Raw genomic sequence first — 16,569 nt, forward strand, 5'->3', positions numbered from 1 at the left:
CCGGTCAAGCCGACTCGGCCGCAGCCGACAGCGCACCGTCGGGCTGCGCAAACGCGCGCCGTCGAGCCAGGAGCCGGTCGACCGACCACCGGGCCCGGGACGCCGTGATCGCCAGGAGCAGGAAGGCCCAGCAGAACACCGCGGCGTAGTCGCCGCCGTTCTGCAGCGGCTCCCAGTGCACCGGCAGGTGGGTGAAGAAGTAGGCGTAGGCCATGGTCCCCGCGCCGAGCACGGCGGAGATCCGGGTCCACAGGCCGACCGTCAGGGTGACACCGAGAACCACCTCGATCACCCCGGCCCACCAGTAGGGCCAATTCAAGAAGGGCTCGGGATGTCCTGAGCCCGTGGGTGATCCGCTCCACCAGCCGAACAGCTTCTGCGTGCCCTGCAGCAGGAAGACGACGCCGAAGACCAGGCGGGCGCCGGTGGGCACGGCCCAGTCGAGGACCGTACGAAGTCTGTCGGATTGCAAGGAGTCCCCTTTCGCGGTACGCGGTCCGGCGGCAGCCCATCTACTAATCGCCTTAGTAATTAAGCTACTATGCAACTTAGTAGTTCACGGGAAGGGGCATCATGGCGGTGAGCGCGAAGCGCCGGAGGGACATCGGACTGGCAGCGATCCTGGTGGTGGTGATCGCGGTCCTCGCCGGCTACCTGGCCTTCGGACGGTCGGGCGACGGGGGCCGGGCGCAGGCCGCGGACAGCGCCGCCCCCACGACGGCGCGCACGGCGACGAACCAGTTCGCCCGGCTGCAGGAGAACGATCCCCTGGCCATGGGCCCGCTCGACGCCCCTGTGGTGATGGTGATCTTCTCGGACTTCCGCTGCCCGTTCTGCGCGAAGTTCAGTCGCGACACCGAGCCGCAGCTCATCGAGCGGTACGTCCGCCCGGGCAGGATGCGGATCGAGTGGCGCGACCTGCCGATCTTCGGCGAGCAGTCGATCAACGCGGCCAAGGCCGGCCGCGCCGCCGCGGAGCAGGGCCGGTTCTGGGAGTTCACGCACGCCGTCTTCGGGGCCGCCCCGGAGCGGGGCCACCCCGATCTGACCACCGATGTGCTCGTCGGCCACGCCAAGGAGGCCGGCGTTCCCGACCTGGCGAAGTTCCGCGCGGACTTCACCGGCGACGGCCTTCTCCCTGCCGTGCAGACCGACTTCCAGATGGCGGCGGCGAGCGGTGCGACCTCCACGCCGCTGTTCATGATCAACGACAAGCCGGTCGTCGGGGCGCAACCGGCCTCGGTCTTCACCTCGATCATCGACGCGGAGCTCGGATGATCGACGTCGGATTGCTCGGCGCCCTGCTCGGCGGCGTGCTCGCCCTGGTGAGCCCCTGCTCGGCGATGCTGCTGCCCTCGTTCTTCGCCTACTCCTTCGACCGTTCCGGCCTGCTGGTGCGGCGGACCGCCGTCTTCTACCTCGGCATGCTGGTGGTGCTCGTGCCGCTCGGCGCGGGCGTGGGCGCGATCGGCTCACTGCTCACGCGCTACCGGACGACGGTGACCACCGTGGGCGGCGTGGTGATGATCGTGCTCGGCATCGCGATGATCGCCGGTCTCGGTTTCCGGTTCGGCGCCGCGGACCGTCTTGCCTCGCGGATCACGGTCTCGTCCGGGCTGTCGGTGTTCCTGCTGGGCACCGTCTACGCGCTGGCCGGCTTCTGCTCCGGGCCGGTGCTCGGCAGCGTGCTCACCGTCGCGGCCGTCGGTTCCCAGCCCGCGTACGGCGGCCTGCTCATGGCCTTCTACGCCCTCGGCATGGTGCTCCCGCTGTTCGTGCTCGCCCTGGTGTGGGAACGGTTCGATCTACGGAGCAAGCGGTGGGTGCGGGGTACCGAGATCCGCATCGGCCCGCTCCGCACGCACACCACGAACCTGATCTCCGGGGTGCTGTTCATCGCGATCGGCGTGCTGTTCGTCGCGACCGAGGGCACGGCGTCGCTCATCGGCATCACCACCAGCGACACCCAGTTCGATCTGCAGGAGTGGACCCAGCAGGTCACCTCGCACGTCTCGAACCCGATATTCTTGCTGGTGATCGCCGTCGTCGCGCTCGCCGTCGTCCTGTACCGGCTGGCGCGACCGGCGGCGGGGACGGAAGCAGCGGGCGCGGAGGAGACCGGCGCGGCGCAGGATGCGAAGGAGGCGGGCGATGTCGACGCAGTCGATGCGCAGGGGCGCTGAGCCGGTGCTCGTCGCGCTCGCGACGGGCGGGATCACCGCGCTGGCGGTGGGCGTGCCCACCGACGTGATCGACACCCCGCTGTTCACCCGGCAGCTGCCGGTGAGTTGGTGGGAGGCACCGGTCGTGGTGACGATGGCCGTGCTCGCAGCGATCGCGGGCGGCGCAGTGGCCCTGCGCCGCCGGCGCGCCGGCACGGGCGAGCACACCACCGTCGCCGGCGTGCTCAGCGTCGTCGGCGCCACGCTCGCGGTCGGCTGCCCCGTGTGCAACGCCGTCGCCGTCGGCGTGCTGGGAACCGCTGGGGCGATGTCGATCTGGGCCCCCGTCCAGCCTGTGCTCGCCGCCGCCTCGATACTCGCGATGGGCGTCTTCGCGGTGCGCCGCGTGCGGGCCGCCCGGTGCGGCGACGAGGGCTGCCGGACCCCCGTCTCGAGCGGGGGTGCGCGGTGAAGGGCGCGTACGGCCTCGGCGAACGCGAGGCCACGATCATGGCCGTGTTGTGGGACGCCGACGAGGCGCTCACCGTGCGCGACGTCCTGGATCGGCTCGCGAGCCCGCTGGCCTACACCACGGTGATGACCGTCCTGGACAACCTGCACGGCAAGGGATTCGTCGCTCGGCAGAAGGCCGGCCGCGCCTTCCGGTACGTGCCCGCCGAGAGCCGCGAGCAGCTCACCGCGCGCATGATGCGGGACCTGCTGGCCGAGAGCGGCGACCCCGAGGGCGTGCTGCTGCACTTCGCCAAGGGCGCCTCCGCGGAGGAGTCGACGATGCTGCGCGAGATCCTGCGCCGAGGCGGGCTGGTATGACGGTCGTCCTGACGCTGATCGCCGCCGCCGTCGTGATCGGTTGCGCCGGACCGCGATTGCTGCGCGTCGTCGAACGCCCGACGGTCTCCCCCGCGGCCGCCCTGGCGGCCTGGCTCGGCACCGTCGCGGCCGCCGTCCTGCTCACGGCCGCCGCGGCGGCACTGGCGGTACTGCCGCACCTGCTCGAGACGGGTCCTGTACGGGCGCTCGTGAGCGAATGCCTCAGCGGCAGCGTCAGTGCCGACTCGTGGAGCACGGCCGCCCGGATGGCCGTCGCCGCGGTCCCGCTGCTCGCGCTGGCCCGCCTCGCCGCCGTCGCGGTCCCGGCGGCCCGCGCCGCGCGGCGCTCCCGCGACCGCCACCTGACGGTGGTGCGCCTGCTGTGCAGCGACGCCGAGGGCGTGCACTGGCTCGACGAGGCCAGGCCGCTCGCCTACAGCCTGGGCGGCCGGCCCGGCGCCGTGATCGCCACCGCGGGCGTGCGGGGCCTCGGGGAGCGACGGTGCGCCGCCGTCCTCGCGCACGAGCGCGCGCACATCCGCGGTCGGCACCACCTGATGCTGCAGGGCGTCGACGTGGTCGCCGCCGCCTTCCCGTTCCTGCCGCTCGCCCGCCGCGCGGCGCTGATGGTGCGGCTCCTCGTGGAGCTGGCGGCCGACGACGCGGCGGCGCGCTCGCACAGCCCGCACACCGTGCGCTCCGCCCTGGCCCTGATGGGCGGCGCGACGCCGGCACCGTCGGTGCCCGGGGGCCTGCACATGTCGAACGAGGCGATCGCGGTGCGCCTGGCGCGCCTGGATTCCGCGCGGGTGCGGCGCGGGCCGCGCCGCGGCGCCCTCGCGTCGGCCGCCTTCTCCGTCACCCCCGCGGTGGTCGCCGCCGGAATGCTGACCGTCGGCTTCCACACCGCCTGCACGCTGCTGCTCTGAGCGCGGCGGGGGCACCGCCCGGGTCAGGCCGGGTGGGTGGGATCCGTCTTCGGGGCCGACGGTGCCGTCGTCGGCGTGGGCGCCGCCTTCGGCGCGGTCTTCGCCGCCGCGGCGGGCTCGGTGGTCTTCTCGGCCTTCTTCGCCGCGGGCGCGGCGGTGGCCTTCGCTACGTCCGCCTTCGCGGTGTCGGCCTTCGCGGCGGGCGCGGGCTTCCCGGCGCCCTTGACGGCGGCGATGTCGGCGGAGACGTTCGCGGCCGTGTCCTTGACGTCGGCGTCGAGCTTCGACTCCGCGGATGTGAACTCGGCCAAGCCCTCGGTGACCTCTTTGCCCGCCGCCTTGACGGCATCGACATCGGAGGTGATCGCGGACTTCTCGCCGGCGGCGCGGCCCGCCGCACCTCGCGCCTGCGTGAATCCGCCGATCAGCTGGCGGATCGTCTTCACCACGGCCTTACCCTGCTCCACTGCGCTCACGACCACACCTCTCCAGGAAGATTGTTGGATCGCAACCTTCTCACGGGGCGGCGGGCGCTGCCACCGTTGTGGTCACGGTGAGGTCAGCGGGCCGGGCTCCTCACCGGGCTCGGGCTCAGCGCTGCCGGACTCACCGGCGGAACGGGGCTCACCGACGGGCTCGGGGTCGACGGGCTCGGGGTCGACGGCGCGCTGCGGCCCGTCGGCGGTCCCCGCATCGCCCGTGGGAGCGGCCACGTCGGAGGGCTCGACCTCGTCGACGGGGCGCGGCGCCCGCGACTCGGTGCGCGCCTCGTCCGCGGCGGCCGCGCGGGCGGCCTGGCGCATCTCCAGCGCATCACTCACCGCGTCGCCGATCTCGCGCGCGACATCGGCGACGGCGGTGGTGATGATGGTCGCGATCCGGCCGACGCGGATGGAGGTCGACTCGATCGCCTCCTGCGCCACATCCTTGCGCCGCTCCAGTTTGCCCACGTCCCGCCCTCCTGATGCTGGTCGAAAGACCGTGAGGTCCTAGACCGACACCATCTCACGCTCGGCGGCGCGCTGCCAGCCCGCCTTGGCGAGGGCGCCGCGAGCGGCCTCCTCGTGCCGGGCGCGCTCGATGGTGACCGCGAGCTCGGGCTCCTGCTTGGTCCAGCGGTTCGGCAGCGAGAGCTTGGCGATCTTCTTCCACGTCGAGCCGAGCTGGCCGCGCAGCGAACCCGTGTTGTAGGGCAGGCCGAACTCCTCGCACGTGGCGCGGACCTCGGCGGCGATCTCCGGGTAGCGGTTGGCGGGGATGTCGGGGAACAGGTGGTGCTCGATCTGGAAGCTCAGGTTGCCGCTGAGGATGTGGAACAGGCGGCCACCGTCGATGTTGGCCGAGCCCAGCATCTGCCGGACGTACCACTCGCCGCGCGTCTCGTCGGCCGTCTCCTCCTTGGTGAAGGTCTGCACGCCCGACGGGAAGTGGCCGCAGAAGATGATGGAGAAGGTCCACAGGTTGCGGATCAGGTTCGCGGACATGTTGCCCAGGAAGGTCAGCGGGAACAGCGGGCCGGTGAGCGCGGGGAAGATGACGTAGTCCTTGAGGACCTGCTTGCCGGCCTTGCGCCGCATGCCGGCGACGAGCTCCTTGATGTCGCCCCACTTGCGCTCGCCCTTGACGATCCGCTCGGCCTCGAGGTCGTGCAGCATGACGCCCCACTGGAACAGCACCATGAGCGCGCCGGCGTAGGCGAGGTTGCCCAGGTAGTACGGGTGCCACTTCTGCTCCGGAGCCATGCGCAGGATGCCGTAGCCGATGTCGCGGTCCATGTCGAGGACGTTGGTGAACGTGTGGTGCAGGTAGTTGTGGCTGTGCTTCCACTGGTCGGCGGGGCACACGGTGTCCCACTCGAACTCGCGGGAGTTCAGGCCCGGCTCACGCATCCAGTCGTACTGGCCGTGCATCACGTTGTGGCCGATCTCCATGTTGTCGAGGATCTTCGACAGGCCGAGCGAGCCGACGGCCACGGGCCACAGCGGCGGCAGGTACATCATGGCCCGGCCGGCGATCTCGAACCCGCGCTGCGCACGCACGATCTTGTAGATGTACTCGCGGTCCTTGGCGCCCAGATCGTTGATGATCCGGGTGCGGATGGCGTCGAAGCGCTCGCCGATGATCTCGACTTGCTCGGCGGTGAGGGTGATCTGTTCGGTCATGGTGGAACTCCCTTCGAAAGTGATGGCTAGAGCGCGATCTCGACGTCGCCGGCGGGCGCGCTGATGCAGAGCTGGATGTGCTGGTCGGGCTCGTCGTCGGTCTCGCCCGTGAGGATGTTGGTGGTGCAGCCGGACTTGCGGACCGCGGTGCAGGAGAAGCAGATGCCCATGCGGCAGCCGCTCTCGGGGAACAGGCCCGAGGACTCGGCCTGATCGAGGATGCTGCGGCCGTCGTTGTCGACCTCGGTGCCGGCCTCGGTGAAGCGCAGGGTGCCGGTCGCCTCACCCGACGGCGCCGCCGCCACCGGCGGGGTGAACTCCTCGACGCGGAGCTCGACGCCGGCGTCGGAGTACAGCTGTTTCGCGGTCTCGAGCAACGGGGCGGGGCCGCACGCGAAGCCGATGTCGCCGAGGTCCTCGAGGTGCTCGGGACCGAGGTGGCGGCCGCCGGCGCGGGTGTAGACGTAGGTGACCGAGATGTTCCGGAAGCGGGCCAGCCGCTCCAGCTCCTCCCGGTACGGGTTGTCGGCGGCGTCGCGGCAGAAGTGCAGCAGGTCGATCGCACCGTCGTACTGCTCGTCCACGAGCGTGCGCACGATCGAGAGAACGGGTGTGACGCCGCTGCCGCCACTGATCAGACGGATCCGCGCGGGGCGGTTCCCCGGCGTGCCGGGCAGCGTGAAGGTGCCGGCGGCGGGGGTCAGGCCGAGCACGTCGCCCACCGCGAGGTTCTCGCGGAGGTGCTTGCTGACGTGGCCGTCGGCGTCCGCGGTCACGGTGAACTCGAGCTCGCCGCCGGCGTGCTGCGAACCCGCGGGCGAGAAGCAACGGGTCTGACGGACTCCGTCGATCACCACGCTGACCTGGATAAACTGGCCCGCCTGGAAACCCTCGAACTGGCGGGTCGGAGTCACCGTGAAGGTGACGGTGCGGTCCGTCCGACGACTGACGGCGGTGACCCGGCCACGGATATCGGTCCACGTGACCATCGGATCGACCAGCTCGAGGTAGCGGTCGACGGCATGCGGGGTCAGGACGGCCTCGATGACGGATCCGGCGAATCGGGTGAAGCGGCTCATGGCTGTGTATCTCCGTTCAGTGCACGCTTGTACACTCACAGTATGCACGCAATCAGCAGCACGGCGTCAAGGACGTGTTCCGTGACCTCGGACACAACCTCGGCGCGGCCCGCCCGGCGGCGCAGGGGCGATAGACTCGAACCCATGCCCAGACCGACCCCGCGCGCCGTCGAACGGCACACACCGGGTCCGTCGCGGGCGGAGGCCAAGGAGCGCACGCGGCAGACCCTGCTCGACGAGGCCCTGGCCCTGGCCGGTGAACGCTCGTTCGCGAGCCTGTCCCTGCGCGAGGTCGCCAAGGCGGCCGGCGTGGTGCCCACCGCCTTCTACCGCCACTTCGCCTCGATGGACGATCTCGGCGTCACGCTCGTGGAGGACGCGATGCGCGTGCTGCGCCGCATGCTCCGCGAGGGCCGCCGCGACGGCGTGGCGCCCAGTGGCGCCGAGGCCATCCGCGTCGTGGCCAAGCAGGCCCGCGCGAACGACGCCGAGTTCCAGTTCCTGGTGCGCGAGCGCTACGGGGGCTCGCCGGAGTTGCAGCGCGCGATCGACGTGGAGCTGCGCCTGTTCGCCAAGGAGCTCACCCACGACCTCTCGCGCATCCCCGCACTGAGCGAGTGGAGCGTCGAGGACCTCGACATGACCGCCGACCTCTACGTCACGATCATGCTGGGCTTCGTGGCCGAGCTGGTGCGCATCGACGCCCGCAACACCCGCGACGAGGCCGAGCTGATCGACCGCACCACGCGGCAGCTGACCGTCGTCGCGCTGGGCCTCGCCTCGTACCAGCCCCGCAAGCGGTAGCGCCGCCCACCGAGCGCAGACTCAACCCCGCGCCGCGCCGAATCCCCATCAGGCGCCCGCCGCCGCGCCCCGCCGTGTCCGGAGCCGGACCCGGAGGTTCACCGCGTCGCCATCCGACGATTACCTACTTCGGCTAACTTTGCAGCCATGCGTACCGCAGCCCGTCTCGCGGGATCGGTCGTCGTGGCCCTCGGGGTCACCGCCGCGACCGTCTCCCCCGCCACCGCCGCCCTGCCCACCTGCGCGCTCTCCTCGCTCCCCGCGGAGGCCACCGACACCGCCGACCTCATCCACCAGGGCGGGCCCTTCCCGTACCCGCGCAACGACGGGGTCGTCTTCCAGAACCGCGAGGGCATCCTGCCCGCGAAGGCCTCGGGCTACTACCACGAGTACACGGTGCCCACGCCCGGCTCGTCGACCCGTGGCGCGCGCCGGATCGTCACCGGCGGAACGCCGTTGACCTCCCCGCCCGACTGGTACTACACCGGCGATCACTACGCCTCCTTCTGCATCGTGACGGGAGTCTGAGGATGAGGACCTACACCGTGGACGGCAGCCGCGTGAACGACGTGGAGGACTTCTACACCGAGCTCGGCCGGGCCGTGAACGGCACCGACGGCTACTTCGGCAGCAACCTCGACGCCCTCGTCGACTGCCTGCGCGGCGGATTCGGCACGCCGGAGGACGAACCCTTCGCGTTCCGGATCACGCACCCCGAGGAGGTGCGCAGCGCACTCGGAGCGAAGCTCTACGCCGAGGTGCTCGACGTCTTCTCCACCTCCGGGGTTCCGGTCACCACCTAGGTCCCGCGCCGGATCGACCGGGGCGCCGGGCGATCCCGCGAACCGCACCCGGCCCGGCCGCGGGTGCGCGACGATCGACGGATGACCACCCCGCACACCCGCAGCGAGCACGACCTGCTCGGCGACATCGACGTCCCCGCCGAGGCCTACTACGGCGCGCACACCGCGCGCGCCCTGCTCAACTTCCCGATCACCGGCGTCCCCATCGCGATCCACACGCACCTGGTGCACGCCCTGGCGGCCGTGAAACAGGCTGCGGCGTCGGCGAACCGACAGCTGGGCCTCCTCGATGAGGAGCGGTCCGCCGCGATCGTCGCGGCCTGCGAGCGGATCCGCGGCGGCGGGCTGCACGAGTGGTTCGTCGTCGACACCATCGCCGGCGGCGCGGGCACCTCCACCAACATGAACGCCAACGAGGTGGTCGCCAACGCCGCCCTCGAACACCTGGGCCGCCCCAAGGGCGACTACGCGGCGCTGCATCCGCTCGACCACGTGAACCTGGGCCAGAGCACCAACGACGTGTACCCGACCGCGATCAAGATCGCGCTCATCACGCAGCTCGCCGAGCTGGTCGAGGCGCTCACCGGGCTGCGCGGCACCTTCGCCGCCAAGTCCGAGGAGTTCGCGGGCATTCTCAAGATGGGCCGCACCCAGCTGCAGGACGCGGTGCCGATGACGCTCGGGCAGGAGTTCGGCGCCTTCGCCACCACGCTCGGCGAGGACATCGTGCGGCTGCAGGAGGCCACGCGGCTGCTGCACGAGCTCAACATCGGCGGCACGGCGATCGGCACGGCCCTCAACGCCCACCCCGGCTACCGGCACAAGGTCATCGAGCAGCTGCGCGAGGTCACGGGCATCCACGAGCTGGTCGGCGCCACCGACCTGATCGAGGCCACGGCCGACGTCGGCGTCTTCGTCCAGCTCTCCGGCGTGCTCAAGCGGATCGCGGTCAAGCTCTCGAAGACGTGCAACGATCTGCGGCTGCTGTCCTCGGGGCCGCGCGCCGGCCTCGCGGAGATCAATCTGCCCGCCGTGCAGGCCGGTTCGTCGATCATGCCGGGCAAGGTCAACCCCGTGATCCCCGAGGTGGTCAACCAGATCGCCTACGAGGTGATCGGCCACGACGTCACCGTCACCATGGCCGCCGAGGGCGGGCAGCTGCAGCTCAACGCGTTCGAGCCGATCATCGCGCGCTCGCTGGTCGAATCCATCGCGCACCTGACCCGCGGCGCCCGGGTGCTCGGCGAGCGCTGCGTCTCCGGGATCACCGCGAACCGGGATCGGCTGGAGCAGATGGTGAGCGAGTCCATCGGCGTCGTCACGGCGCTGAGCCCCACCATCGGCTACGCCGCCGCCACCTCCGTCGCCGCGGAGGCGCTCGATTCCGGGCGCGGCGTCGTCGAGATCGTCCGCGAGCGCGAACTGCTCGACGAGCAGACACTCGCCTCCCTGCTCAGCCCCGAGTACCTCACCGGCCACCCGCCGCACGCGCTGGCGCCCCGGCCCGACGAGGAGTAGGCGATTGCGCGGAAATCGGCGCGGGAACGGATATGAGCGTTCCCAGCGAGAAATCCGCGGATTCCCCGAAGCACCTAGTCCAGACCGTTCTCCAAGGCGTAGCGCGCCAGCTCCACCCGGTTGCCGAGTTGGAGTTTGCGCAACGTGGCCTGCACGTGGTTCTCGACGGTGCGGTGACTCAGGTGCAGGCGGGTGGCGATCTGCTTGGCGGACAGCCCCTTCGCCACCAGCCGCAGCACCTCGGTCTCCCGGGCGGTGAGCCCGGGACCGGCGGGCTCGGGCGCCGACGCCATGCGGCGGAACTCGCCCAGCACCAGCCCGGCGAGGCCGGGGGTGAACACCGGCTGCCCGGCGGCGGTGGCGTGCACCGCCGCGACCAGTTCCTCCGCGGAGGCGCTCTTGACCAGGTAGCCGCAGGCGCCGGCCTTCACCGCCTCCACCACGTCGTCGCGCTCGTCGGAGGCGGAGAGGATCAGCACCTGCGCCTGCGGCGCGGCCTCGAGCACCAGCGCGGTGCCGGCGGCGCCGTTCCCGTCGGGCAGCGACATGTCCATCAGGACCACCCCGGGCTGCACGGCCTTCGCGATCCGCCCCGCCGCGGCCACCGAATCGGCGGTCCCGGCGACGGCGAAGCCGCGCGCCTCCAGGTCGCGGGCCACGGCCTCGCGCCACATCGGGTGATCGTCGACCACCAGCACGGAGATGCCCGCCGGGTCTACGTTCGCGGTATCCATAGCTCCCATTCCACCCCTTCTCCCACGTCCGTGGTCAGCTCGGCGCGGCCGCCGAGCGCCCGCATCCGCCCGACGATGGACTCGGACACCCCCAGTCTGCCCTCCGCCCGGGCGGCGTCGAGGCGTCCCGGCGCGATCCCGGCACCGTCGTCGCGCACCGTGACCAGCACGGCGTCCCCGACGTCCTCGAGCAGTAGATACGAACGGGCCCCCGGCCCCGCGTGCCGCTCCGTGTTCTCCACGGCGTTGCGCACCGCGGCCGCGAGTTCCGCCGCCGCAGCGGCCGGCAGCACGACGGGGCCGCCGGGTTCCGCAAGGGTCACGGTCGCGCTCGCGAAGGGGCGCAGCAGATCCCGCAGGTCGACGGTGCCGCCGTCCTCGCGCCCGGGAGCGGCATCGGGGGTCTCCGCGATCAGGTGCCGCAGCGCCCGCTCCTGCTGCGCCGCCAGCTCACCGAGTGCGCCCAGCTCCGTGCCGGGGCCGCCGAGGGCGGCGCACCGTCGGGCGAGGAAGGCCAGCGCCTGCAGCACCCCGTCGTGCACCTCGCGGGCGAGGCGCTCGCGGGCGCGGGCCTCGGCGGCCACGCGCTCGGCCTCGCGGAGCTGTTCCTGCGAGCGGATCGCGACGCGCGCGGCCACGCCCAGCCCGAGCCCGACGGCCATGAACACGGGGTAGTTGGCGTCGCGGAGCACCGTCTCGGGGAAGGTGCCGCGGTAGATCGCGTTGATGACGGCGATGGCGATGCCGCCGATCACGCCCGCGACGGGGCCGCCGAGGATCGCGGCCGAGACCACCGGGTTGGTCAACCACAACGTGGTGGGCAGCGCCTGGTTGTGCGCGGTGAACTCGGGCGAGGCCACCCAGACGGTGCCCAGCGCGAGCACCGCGGCGGCCGCGAACTCCCCGATCACGAACCAGCGGTTGCGGCCGAAGCCGCGCACGTAGCCGAGGCCCGCGATCGCGCTGACCACCACGACGGCGCCGATCATCACCCAGCTCCAGCCGATCCGCTCGTACCGGTCGGCCTCGTCGATCTGCCGCCCCACGGCGTACACCACGGACAGCGCGCGGAACCACTGCGCGCCGCGCCACAGCGGCGCGCGGGGGTCGCCGTCGGTCGCGGCGGCGTCGGCGACACCGCCGGAACGGGCGACGCGCCGCACCCGGGATGCGAGGCCTTGCATGTGCCCACGTTAACCGCTGGGTAGGCTGGCGCCGATGCAGGCAGACGACGACGCGCCCTCCGGCGCGGAGCCCTCCGGGGACGCGCCCTCGACGAGCGCTCCCTCGAAGGACGTCGACAAGACCCGGCGGCGGCTGCGCTGGGTGCGCCGGGTGCTCCTGCTCGTCATCGCGATCATCCTCGGCGTCGAGGCGTACCTCTTCGGCCCGACGGTCTCGAAGGCGGTCCGCGAGTTCGAGCACATCCGCTGGGAATGGGTCGTGGCCTGCGTGATCGCGGTCTTCTTCTCGATGGACTCGTTCGCCCAGGTGACCCGCGTCCTGCTCCGCTCGGCGGGCGTGAAGGTCACGCAGCGGCAGGCGCTGAGCCTGCAGCTGGCCTCGAACTCGGTCTCCCAGACCCTGCCCGGCGGCCAGGTCCTCGCGCCGACGCTGGTCTACCGCCGGACCCGCCTGTGGGGCGCGTCGCAGGTGGTCGCCGCGTGGCAGATCGTGATGAGCGGCCTGCTCATGTCGGCCGGCCTGGCGGTGCTCGGCCTCGCGGGCGCGCTGCTGGCCGGAGCGAAGACGAGCCCGTACTCGGTCATCTTCTCGGTCGGTATGCTCGTGGTCTTCATCGTGCTCGTGCAGTACGTGGCCTCGCACCCCGACGGCCTGTACGTCGTCGGCGCGCGCCTGATCCGATGGACCAACGATCTGCGCAACAAGCCGGAGGACGCCGGGCTCGACCGGCTGCGCGAGGTGATCGAGCAGCTCCAGTCCGTGAAGATGAGCCGCCGGTACGGCGGGGAGGCGTTCGGCTGGTCCCTGTTCAACTGGGTCGCCGACGTGGCCTGCCTCGCCTTCGCCTGCTACGCCGTCGGCGAGGCCCCCGGGCTCGCCGCCCTGGCCGGCGCGTACGCGGCCTCCAAGGTGGTCAACACCATCAGCCCGATCCCCGGCGGCCTCGGGCTCGTGGAGGGCGCGCTGGTCCCCGCCCTCGCCCTCTCCGGGATGCCGCTGAGCCAGGCCCTGACCGCGACGCTGCTCTACCGCCTGGTCAGCTACGTCCTGGTCGTCGTGGTCGGCTGGATCGTGATCTTCGCGAGCTACCGCAGCTACCGCGCGACGCTGGACGTCGACCCCGACGCGGCCGACAAGAACGCCGACGACACGGCCGACCAGGCCGACGAGGAGAACGACGAGCCCTCCGACGCCGCCACGGGGCGGGAGCCCCGGCCCGACGGTCCGCCGGACGCGGGCACACCGTCGACCGACACCACCCCTGACAAGCACCTTTAGCGCGCGACAACCGACGCTCAAGCGCCCCGCGGCATCGTCGTCCCTGTGAGCGAGGACCCGCAGCGCTCACTGCGCCCCGGAGTGGAGGGGGGCGCACGGGGGGTCAAGGCCCGGTCGGGTCGCGGCCGGGAGGACCGCGCCCCGACCGCGTGCCGGCCGCGGACCGATTCCTGGCAGGAGCGAGAGATCTACTACCGTTGCCGTATGCGCATCCCGGTCATCGCCGTCATCGACGTGCTCTTCGTCCTGCTGTTCGTGACGATCGGCCGGTTCAACCACAACGAGGCCTTCTCGCCCGCCGGCTTCGCCGAGACCGCGTGGCCGTTCCTGCTCGCGCTGGCCGTGGGCTGGGCGTTCACCTACGTCCTCGCCGCCCTGCGCGGTCACGAGCCCGGCCGCGCCGCCACCTTCGCCCCGGGGCGCGTCTTCCCCGCCGGCGTCATCATCTGGATCTCGACGGTGGCCTTCGGCATGACGGCCCGCGGCCTGCTCAGCTCGAAGGGCGTCGAGGTCAGCTTCGTCATCGTCGCCACCATCACCCTGGGCGTGTTCCTGCTGGGCTGGCGCGCCGTGGCGCAGGCGGTCCTCGCCCGGCGCGCGAAGACGCCGGTGAAGGCCTGAGCTACTTCAGGTACGCGCCCGCGACCTGGAGCGACCCGGCGCCCGAGCGCTCGCCGGTCACCATGATCGCGAAGGCCTGATCGCCGCGGTAGCCGATGAACCAGCCCGGCCCCTCGGGGCCGTTGGTGCCCACGAGGCCCTTGGCCTTCGTCGAGACCAGGTCGCTGCCGTCGCCCGACGGGGAGACGGTGGCGTCCATCTTCGCGCGTACCGCCTTGAGGATCTTCTCGTCGACCTCACCGAGCGGCGCGCTGGGCTTCGCGGTCTGGCCCTGCACCACGTACGGCGCCGTCGTCCTGCCCTTGGCGATCGCGGAGGCGAGGACGGCCATGCCGAACGGGCTGGCCTTGACGGTGTCGGCGCCGAGCTCGGCGGCGCCGCGGCCGCCCGTGCCGGGGAGCTGCGCGGTCGTCGTCTTCACCCCGGTCATGGCGAACTCGGTGCCCATGCCCAGCGGCGCGAGCAGCGCGCCCTGCTTCCCGGCGTCGTTCCCCGCCGCCGCGTTGACCTCCTGGTACAGCGGCTCGAGCACCGGGCCGGTGGTGGAGAGGCCGTTCAGCGCCCAGTCGGTCGCGATGCCGCTGGCCTGGGTGTTCTGCGCGGCGGCGAGCACCGCGCCGGTGGAGACGGAGAGCACGACCATCGCGGCGGGCTGCCCCAGCTGCACGACGGCGTTCTCGACGTCGAGCTGCACCTTCGGGTCCATCGCGGCCCGCAGGTCCGGTCCGGGCGGCCCCTGGAAGCCGACGATCTTCGTGGGCGGCTTGCCGTTCGTGAGCAGCTGCACCTCCCAGCCGGCGGTCGCGTCGCGGTTGGCCTGCCAGGCGCCCTTGATCCCGTCGAACAGGGGCGAGAACAGCTGGCGGTTGGCGATGAGCAGGTCGTCGGCGGTGGTGTCCTGCAGTCCGGGAACGGCTTTCAGGTCGTCGCCGAGCACGCCGTAGTCGTCGTCGCGCAGATCCACGACGGGCACGGGCTTGCCGGGGTCCGCCTTCGCCTTGGCGGCCAGCGACTCCGGCGTGACGAGCGGCGCGACGGGGGAGACGATCTTCGCCACCCGGCTCAGGCTGTCGCTGAGGTTCTTGGTCTTGTTCGGGTCGACGGTCAGCCGGTGCACGGTGCCGGCGAACATCAGCTCCGACTTGTCCGCGCCGAAGACCTTGGGAGCCTTGGCGTCCGTGCGGATCTGCCGGATCGCCGTCTGGGGCGTGAGTCCGGGCGCCAGCACCGCGGGGTCCCACGAGATGCGCCAGCCGATGGAGAGCTCCGACGCGGAGCCCTTGGTGGTGTAGTCCCAGTCGCGCCCGTCGCCGAAGTTCCAGTGCGTCTTGACGTCGAAGGTGGCGTTGCCGCCGGAGTAGCGCTGCACGTTGGAGGCCTTGACCTCCACGGTCTTGGCGTTCATGTCGCGCAGCGTGCGACCGATGACGCCGCCCGCGACGTCCGGAGAGGAGGTGAACGCGGCGGCGGCGACCGCCTTGCCCTCGCCCAGTGCCGTGGCGTACCCGTCGAGCATCTTCTGCACGTCCGAGGAGGCGCTGTCGCCGCACGCGGCCAGCCCGCCGCCGAGTCCGAGCAGGACGACGGAGACCACTGCGGCGGAGGCGTACCGTGCTCGGCCGCTTCGTCTCACTCCGGTCTCCTCGCTGCTCACAGGTCGTTCGGCATCCCTGGTCGCGGAGTTTACCTTTCCGCACATGGCATCCTTGGGATATGGATCGGTTGGTTCGCTCCCGGGACCGCGCCGCATCGTCGATGCCCGGCGTGCAGTCGCGGCACTGCTTCTCCTTCGGCGATCACTACGATCCGGACAACACGCACCACGGCGTGCTGCTGGCCTGCAATGCCGAGCAGGTCGCGGCGGGGACGGGCTTCGACACGCACCCGCACCGCGCCGTCGAGATCGTCACCTGGGTGCTGTCCGGTGCCCTGGTGCATCAGGACAGCGAGGGACACGCCGGGCTGGTGCATCCGGGGCTCGCGCAGCGGATGAGCGCCGGCACCGGTGTGCTGCACTCCGAGCGCAACGACCGCCCCGATCCCGCCGGCGCCGACGTCCGGTTCGTCCAGATGTGGGTCCTTCCGGACGAGCCGGGCGGCGCACCGTCGTACGAGCAGCGGGAGGTGGACGCGGACCTCGCCACCGGCGCGCTGGTGCCGGTCGCCTCGGGCGAGCCGGAGCAGGACGCGGCGGTCCGCATCGGCAACCGCGGCGCCACCCTGTTCGCAGCGCGGCTCGCGCCGGGCGGCACCGCCGTGCTGCCCGAGGCGCCCTTCGGGCACCTCTACCTCGCGCAGGGCGCGCTCACCGGCGAGTCGGACGCGGGCTCGCTCGCCTTGTCCGACGGTGACTCGCTGCGCACCGCCGGGGACGCGCGGCGCGTGACCGCGGGGCCCGACGGTGCCGAGCTCCTGTTCTGGCGCATGCGCACCCGCCTCGGCGGCTGACCCGCCGAGGCGCTC

20 protein-coding genes are annotated in these 16,569 nt (G+C 71.9%); 12 read left to right on the plus strand and 8 right to left on the minus strand.

Annotated elements, in window-relative coordinates; genetic code table 11:
* Positions 1-4: 4 nt before the first annotated feature.
* A complete protein-coding gene (locus BLQ62_RS21865; protein WP_068564005.1) occupies positions 5-433 on the minus strand; it encodes a DoxX family protein in 429 nt (142 codons plus the stop codon).
* 140 nt (positions 434-573) lie between these two features.
* Between BLQ62_RS21865 and BLQ62_RS21870 the strand changes: the two genes are divergently transcribed.
* Genes BLQ62_RS21870 through BLQ62_RS21890 form a run of 5 tightly spaced genes read left to right on the plus strand, consistent with a single transcriptional unit; the run spans position 574 to position 3,922 of the window.
* Entirely contained in the window at positions 574-1,278 is a 705-nt protein-coding gene (locus tag BLQ62_RS21870) for a DsbA family protein (RefSeq protein ID WP_068530886.1), read from the plus strand.
* Positions 1,275-2,183 carry a cytochrome c biogenesis CcdA family protein gene (locus BLQ62_RS21875; protein WP_068564003.1) on the plus strand — a complete coding sequence of 303 codons (909 nt, stop codon included), beginning with the start codon at positions 1,275-1,277 and terminating at the stop codon, positions 2,181-2,183. The genes BLQ62_RS21870 and BLQ62_RS21875 overlap by 4 nt, the downstream gene beginning before the upstream one ends.
* Positions 2,152-2,634 (plus strand): hypothetical protein, encoded by a 483-nt coding sequence (locus BLQ62_RS21880; RefSeq protein ID WP_133298545.1) that lies wholly within the window; start codon positions 2,152-2,154, stop codon positions 2,632-2,634. Before BLQ62_RS21875 ends, BLQ62_RS21880 begins: the two co-directional genes overlap by 32 nt.
* Positions 2,631-2,993: a BlaI/MecI/CopY family transcriptional regulator gene (locus tag BLQ62_RS21885; protein ID WP_082756185.1), complete on the plus strand. Its 363-nt coding sequence runs from the start codon at positions 2,631-2,633 to the stop codon at positions 2,991-2,993. The genes BLQ62_RS21880 and BLQ62_RS21885 overlap by 4 nt, the downstream gene beginning before the upstream one ends.
* On the plus strand, positions 2,990-3,922 hold the full coding sequence (locus BLQ62_RS21890) for a M56 family metallopeptidase (protein ID WP_068530877.1): 933 nt from the start codon (positions 2,990-2,992) through the stop codon (positions 3,920-3,922). The genes BLQ62_RS21885 and BLQ62_RS21890 overlap by 4 nt, the downstream gene beginning before the upstream one ends.
* 23 nt (positions 3,923-3,945) lie before the next feature.
* Here the strand turns inward: BLQ62_RS21890 and BLQ62_RS21895 are convergent, their stop codons facing one another.
* From BLQ62_RS21895 to BLQ62_RS21910, 4 genes are all read right to left on the minus strand, one after another.
* Positions 3,946-4,398 (minus strand): hypothetical protein, encoded by a 453-nt coding sequence (locus BLQ62_RS21895; protein WP_139184285.1) that lies wholly within the window; start codon positions 4,396-4,398, stop codon positions 3,946-3,948.
* A gap of 72 nt (positions 4,399-4,470) precedes the next feature.
* Positions 4,471-4,872: a hypothetical protein gene (locus BLQ62_RS24270; protein ID WP_231857520.1), complete on the minus strand. Its 402-nt coding sequence runs from the start codon at positions 4,870-4,872 to the stop codon at positions 4,471-4,473.
* Positions 4,873-4,911: 39 nt separating this feature from the next.
* Positions 4,912-6,084: a fatty acid desaturase family protein gene (locus BLQ62_RS21905; RefSeq protein WP_068530871.1), complete on the minus strand. Its 1,173-nt coding sequence runs from the start codon at positions 6,082-6,084 to the stop codon at positions 4,912-4,914.
* Positions 6,085-6,110: 26 nt separating this feature from the next.
* Positions 6,111-7,163: a flavin reductase family protein gene (locus BLQ62_RS21910; protein WP_068563997.1), complete on the minus strand. Its 1,053-nt coding sequence runs from the start codon at positions 7,161-7,163 to the stop codon at positions 6,111-6,113.
* Between the two features lie 144 nt (positions 7,164-7,307).
* Here BLQ62_RS21910 and BLQ62_RS21915 point away from each other — a divergent pair, with 144 nt between their 5' ends.
* The 4 genes from BLQ62_RS21915 to BLQ62_RS21930 all read left to right on the plus strand — a co-directional run bounded on the left by BLQ62_RS21915 (position 7,308) and on the right by BLQ62_RS21930 (position 10,288).
* On the plus strand, positions 7,308-7,967 hold the full coding sequence (locus tag BLQ62_RS21915; protein WP_068563995.1) for a TetR family transcriptional regulator: 660 nt from the start codon (positions 7,308-7,310) through the stop codon (positions 7,965-7,967).
* Positions 7,968-8,114: 147 nt separating this feature from the next.
* Entirely contained in the window at positions 8,115-8,495 is a 381-nt protein-coding gene (locus BLQ62_RS21920; protein ID WP_068530862.1) for a guanyl-specific ribonuclease, read from the plus strand.
* A 2-nt stretch (positions 8,496-8,497) separates the two neighbouring features.
* On the plus strand, positions 8,498-8,770 hold the full coding sequence (locus BLQ62_RS21925) for a barstar family protein (RefSeq protein ID WP_068530861.1): 273 nt from the start codon (positions 8,498-8,500) through the stop codon (positions 8,768-8,770).
* 81 nt (positions 8,771-8,851) lie between these two features.
* The gene (locus BLQ62_RS21930) at positions 8,852-10,288 is read left to right on the plus strand and encodes an aspartate ammonia-lyase (protein ID WP_068530858.1); all 1,437 of its coding nucleotides are present in this window, start codon (positions 8,852-8,854) and stop codon (positions 10,286-10,288) included.
* Between the two features lie 74 nt (positions 10,289-10,362).
* On the opposite strand, the gene BLQ62_RS21935 is transcribed toward BLQ62_RS21930, so the two are convergent.
* Together BLQ62_RS21935 and macS are read right to left on the minus strand one after the other, a co-directional pair.
* Positions 10,363-11,022 carry a response regulator gene (locus tag BLQ62_RS21935; RefSeq protein ID WP_414929901.1) on the minus strand — a complete coding sequence of 220 codons (660 nt, stop codon included), beginning with the start codon at positions 11,020-11,022 and terminating at the stop codon, positions 10,363-10,365.
* Positions 11,004-12,206, minus strand: a complete 1,203-nt coding sequence (macS, locus tag BLQ62_RS21940; protein WP_115391307.1) for a MacS family sensor histidine kinase — start codon at positions 12,204-12,206, stop codon at positions 11,004-11,006. Before macS ends, BLQ62_RS21935 begins: the two co-directional genes overlap by 19 nt.
* Before the next feature lie 34 nt (positions 12,207-12,240).
* On the opposite strand from macS, the gene BLQ62_RS21945 reads away from it, so the two are divergent.
* Together BLQ62_RS21945 and BLQ62_RS21950 are read left to right on the plus strand one after the other, a co-directional pair.
* Positions 12,241-13,485, plus strand: coding sequence for a lysylphosphatidylglycerol synthase transmembrane domain-containing protein (locus tag BLQ62_RS21945; RefSeq protein WP_082756183.1), 1,245 nt, complete (start codon positions 12,241-12,243; stop codon positions 13,483-13,485).
* Between the two features lie 204 nt (positions 13,486-13,689).
* Complete coding sequence (locus tag BLQ62_RS21950) at positions 13,690-14,106, plus strand: DUF3054 domain-containing protein (RefSeq protein WP_068530853.1); 417 nt, start codon at positions 13,690-13,692, stop codon at positions 14,104-14,106.
* Position 14,107: 1 nt separating this feature from the next.
* Here BLQ62_RS21950 and BLQ62_RS21955 read toward each other — a convergent pair whose 3' ends face one another.
* Complete coding sequence (locus BLQ62_RS21955) at positions 14,108-15,739, minus strand: NTF2-like N-terminal transpeptidase domain-containing protein (protein ID WP_160126293.1); 1,632 nt, start codon at positions 15,737-15,739, stop codon at positions 14,108-14,110.
* An 80-nt stretch (positions 15,740-15,819) separates the two neighbouring features.
* On the opposite strand from BLQ62_RS21955, the gene BLQ62_RS21960 reads away from it, so the two are divergent.
* A complete protein-coding gene (locus BLQ62_RS21960; protein WP_068563988.1) occupies positions 15,820-16,554 on the plus strand; it encodes a pirin family protein in 735 nt (244 codons plus the stop codon).
* The last annotated feature ends 15 nt before the right edge of the window (positions 16,555-16,569 follow it).

It is taken from the genome of Tsukamurella pulmonis (genome assembly GCF_900103175.1).
Classification (GTDB): Bacteria; Actinomycetota; Actinomycetes; order Mycobacteriales; family Mycobacteriaceae; genus Tsukamurella; species Tsukamurella pulmonis.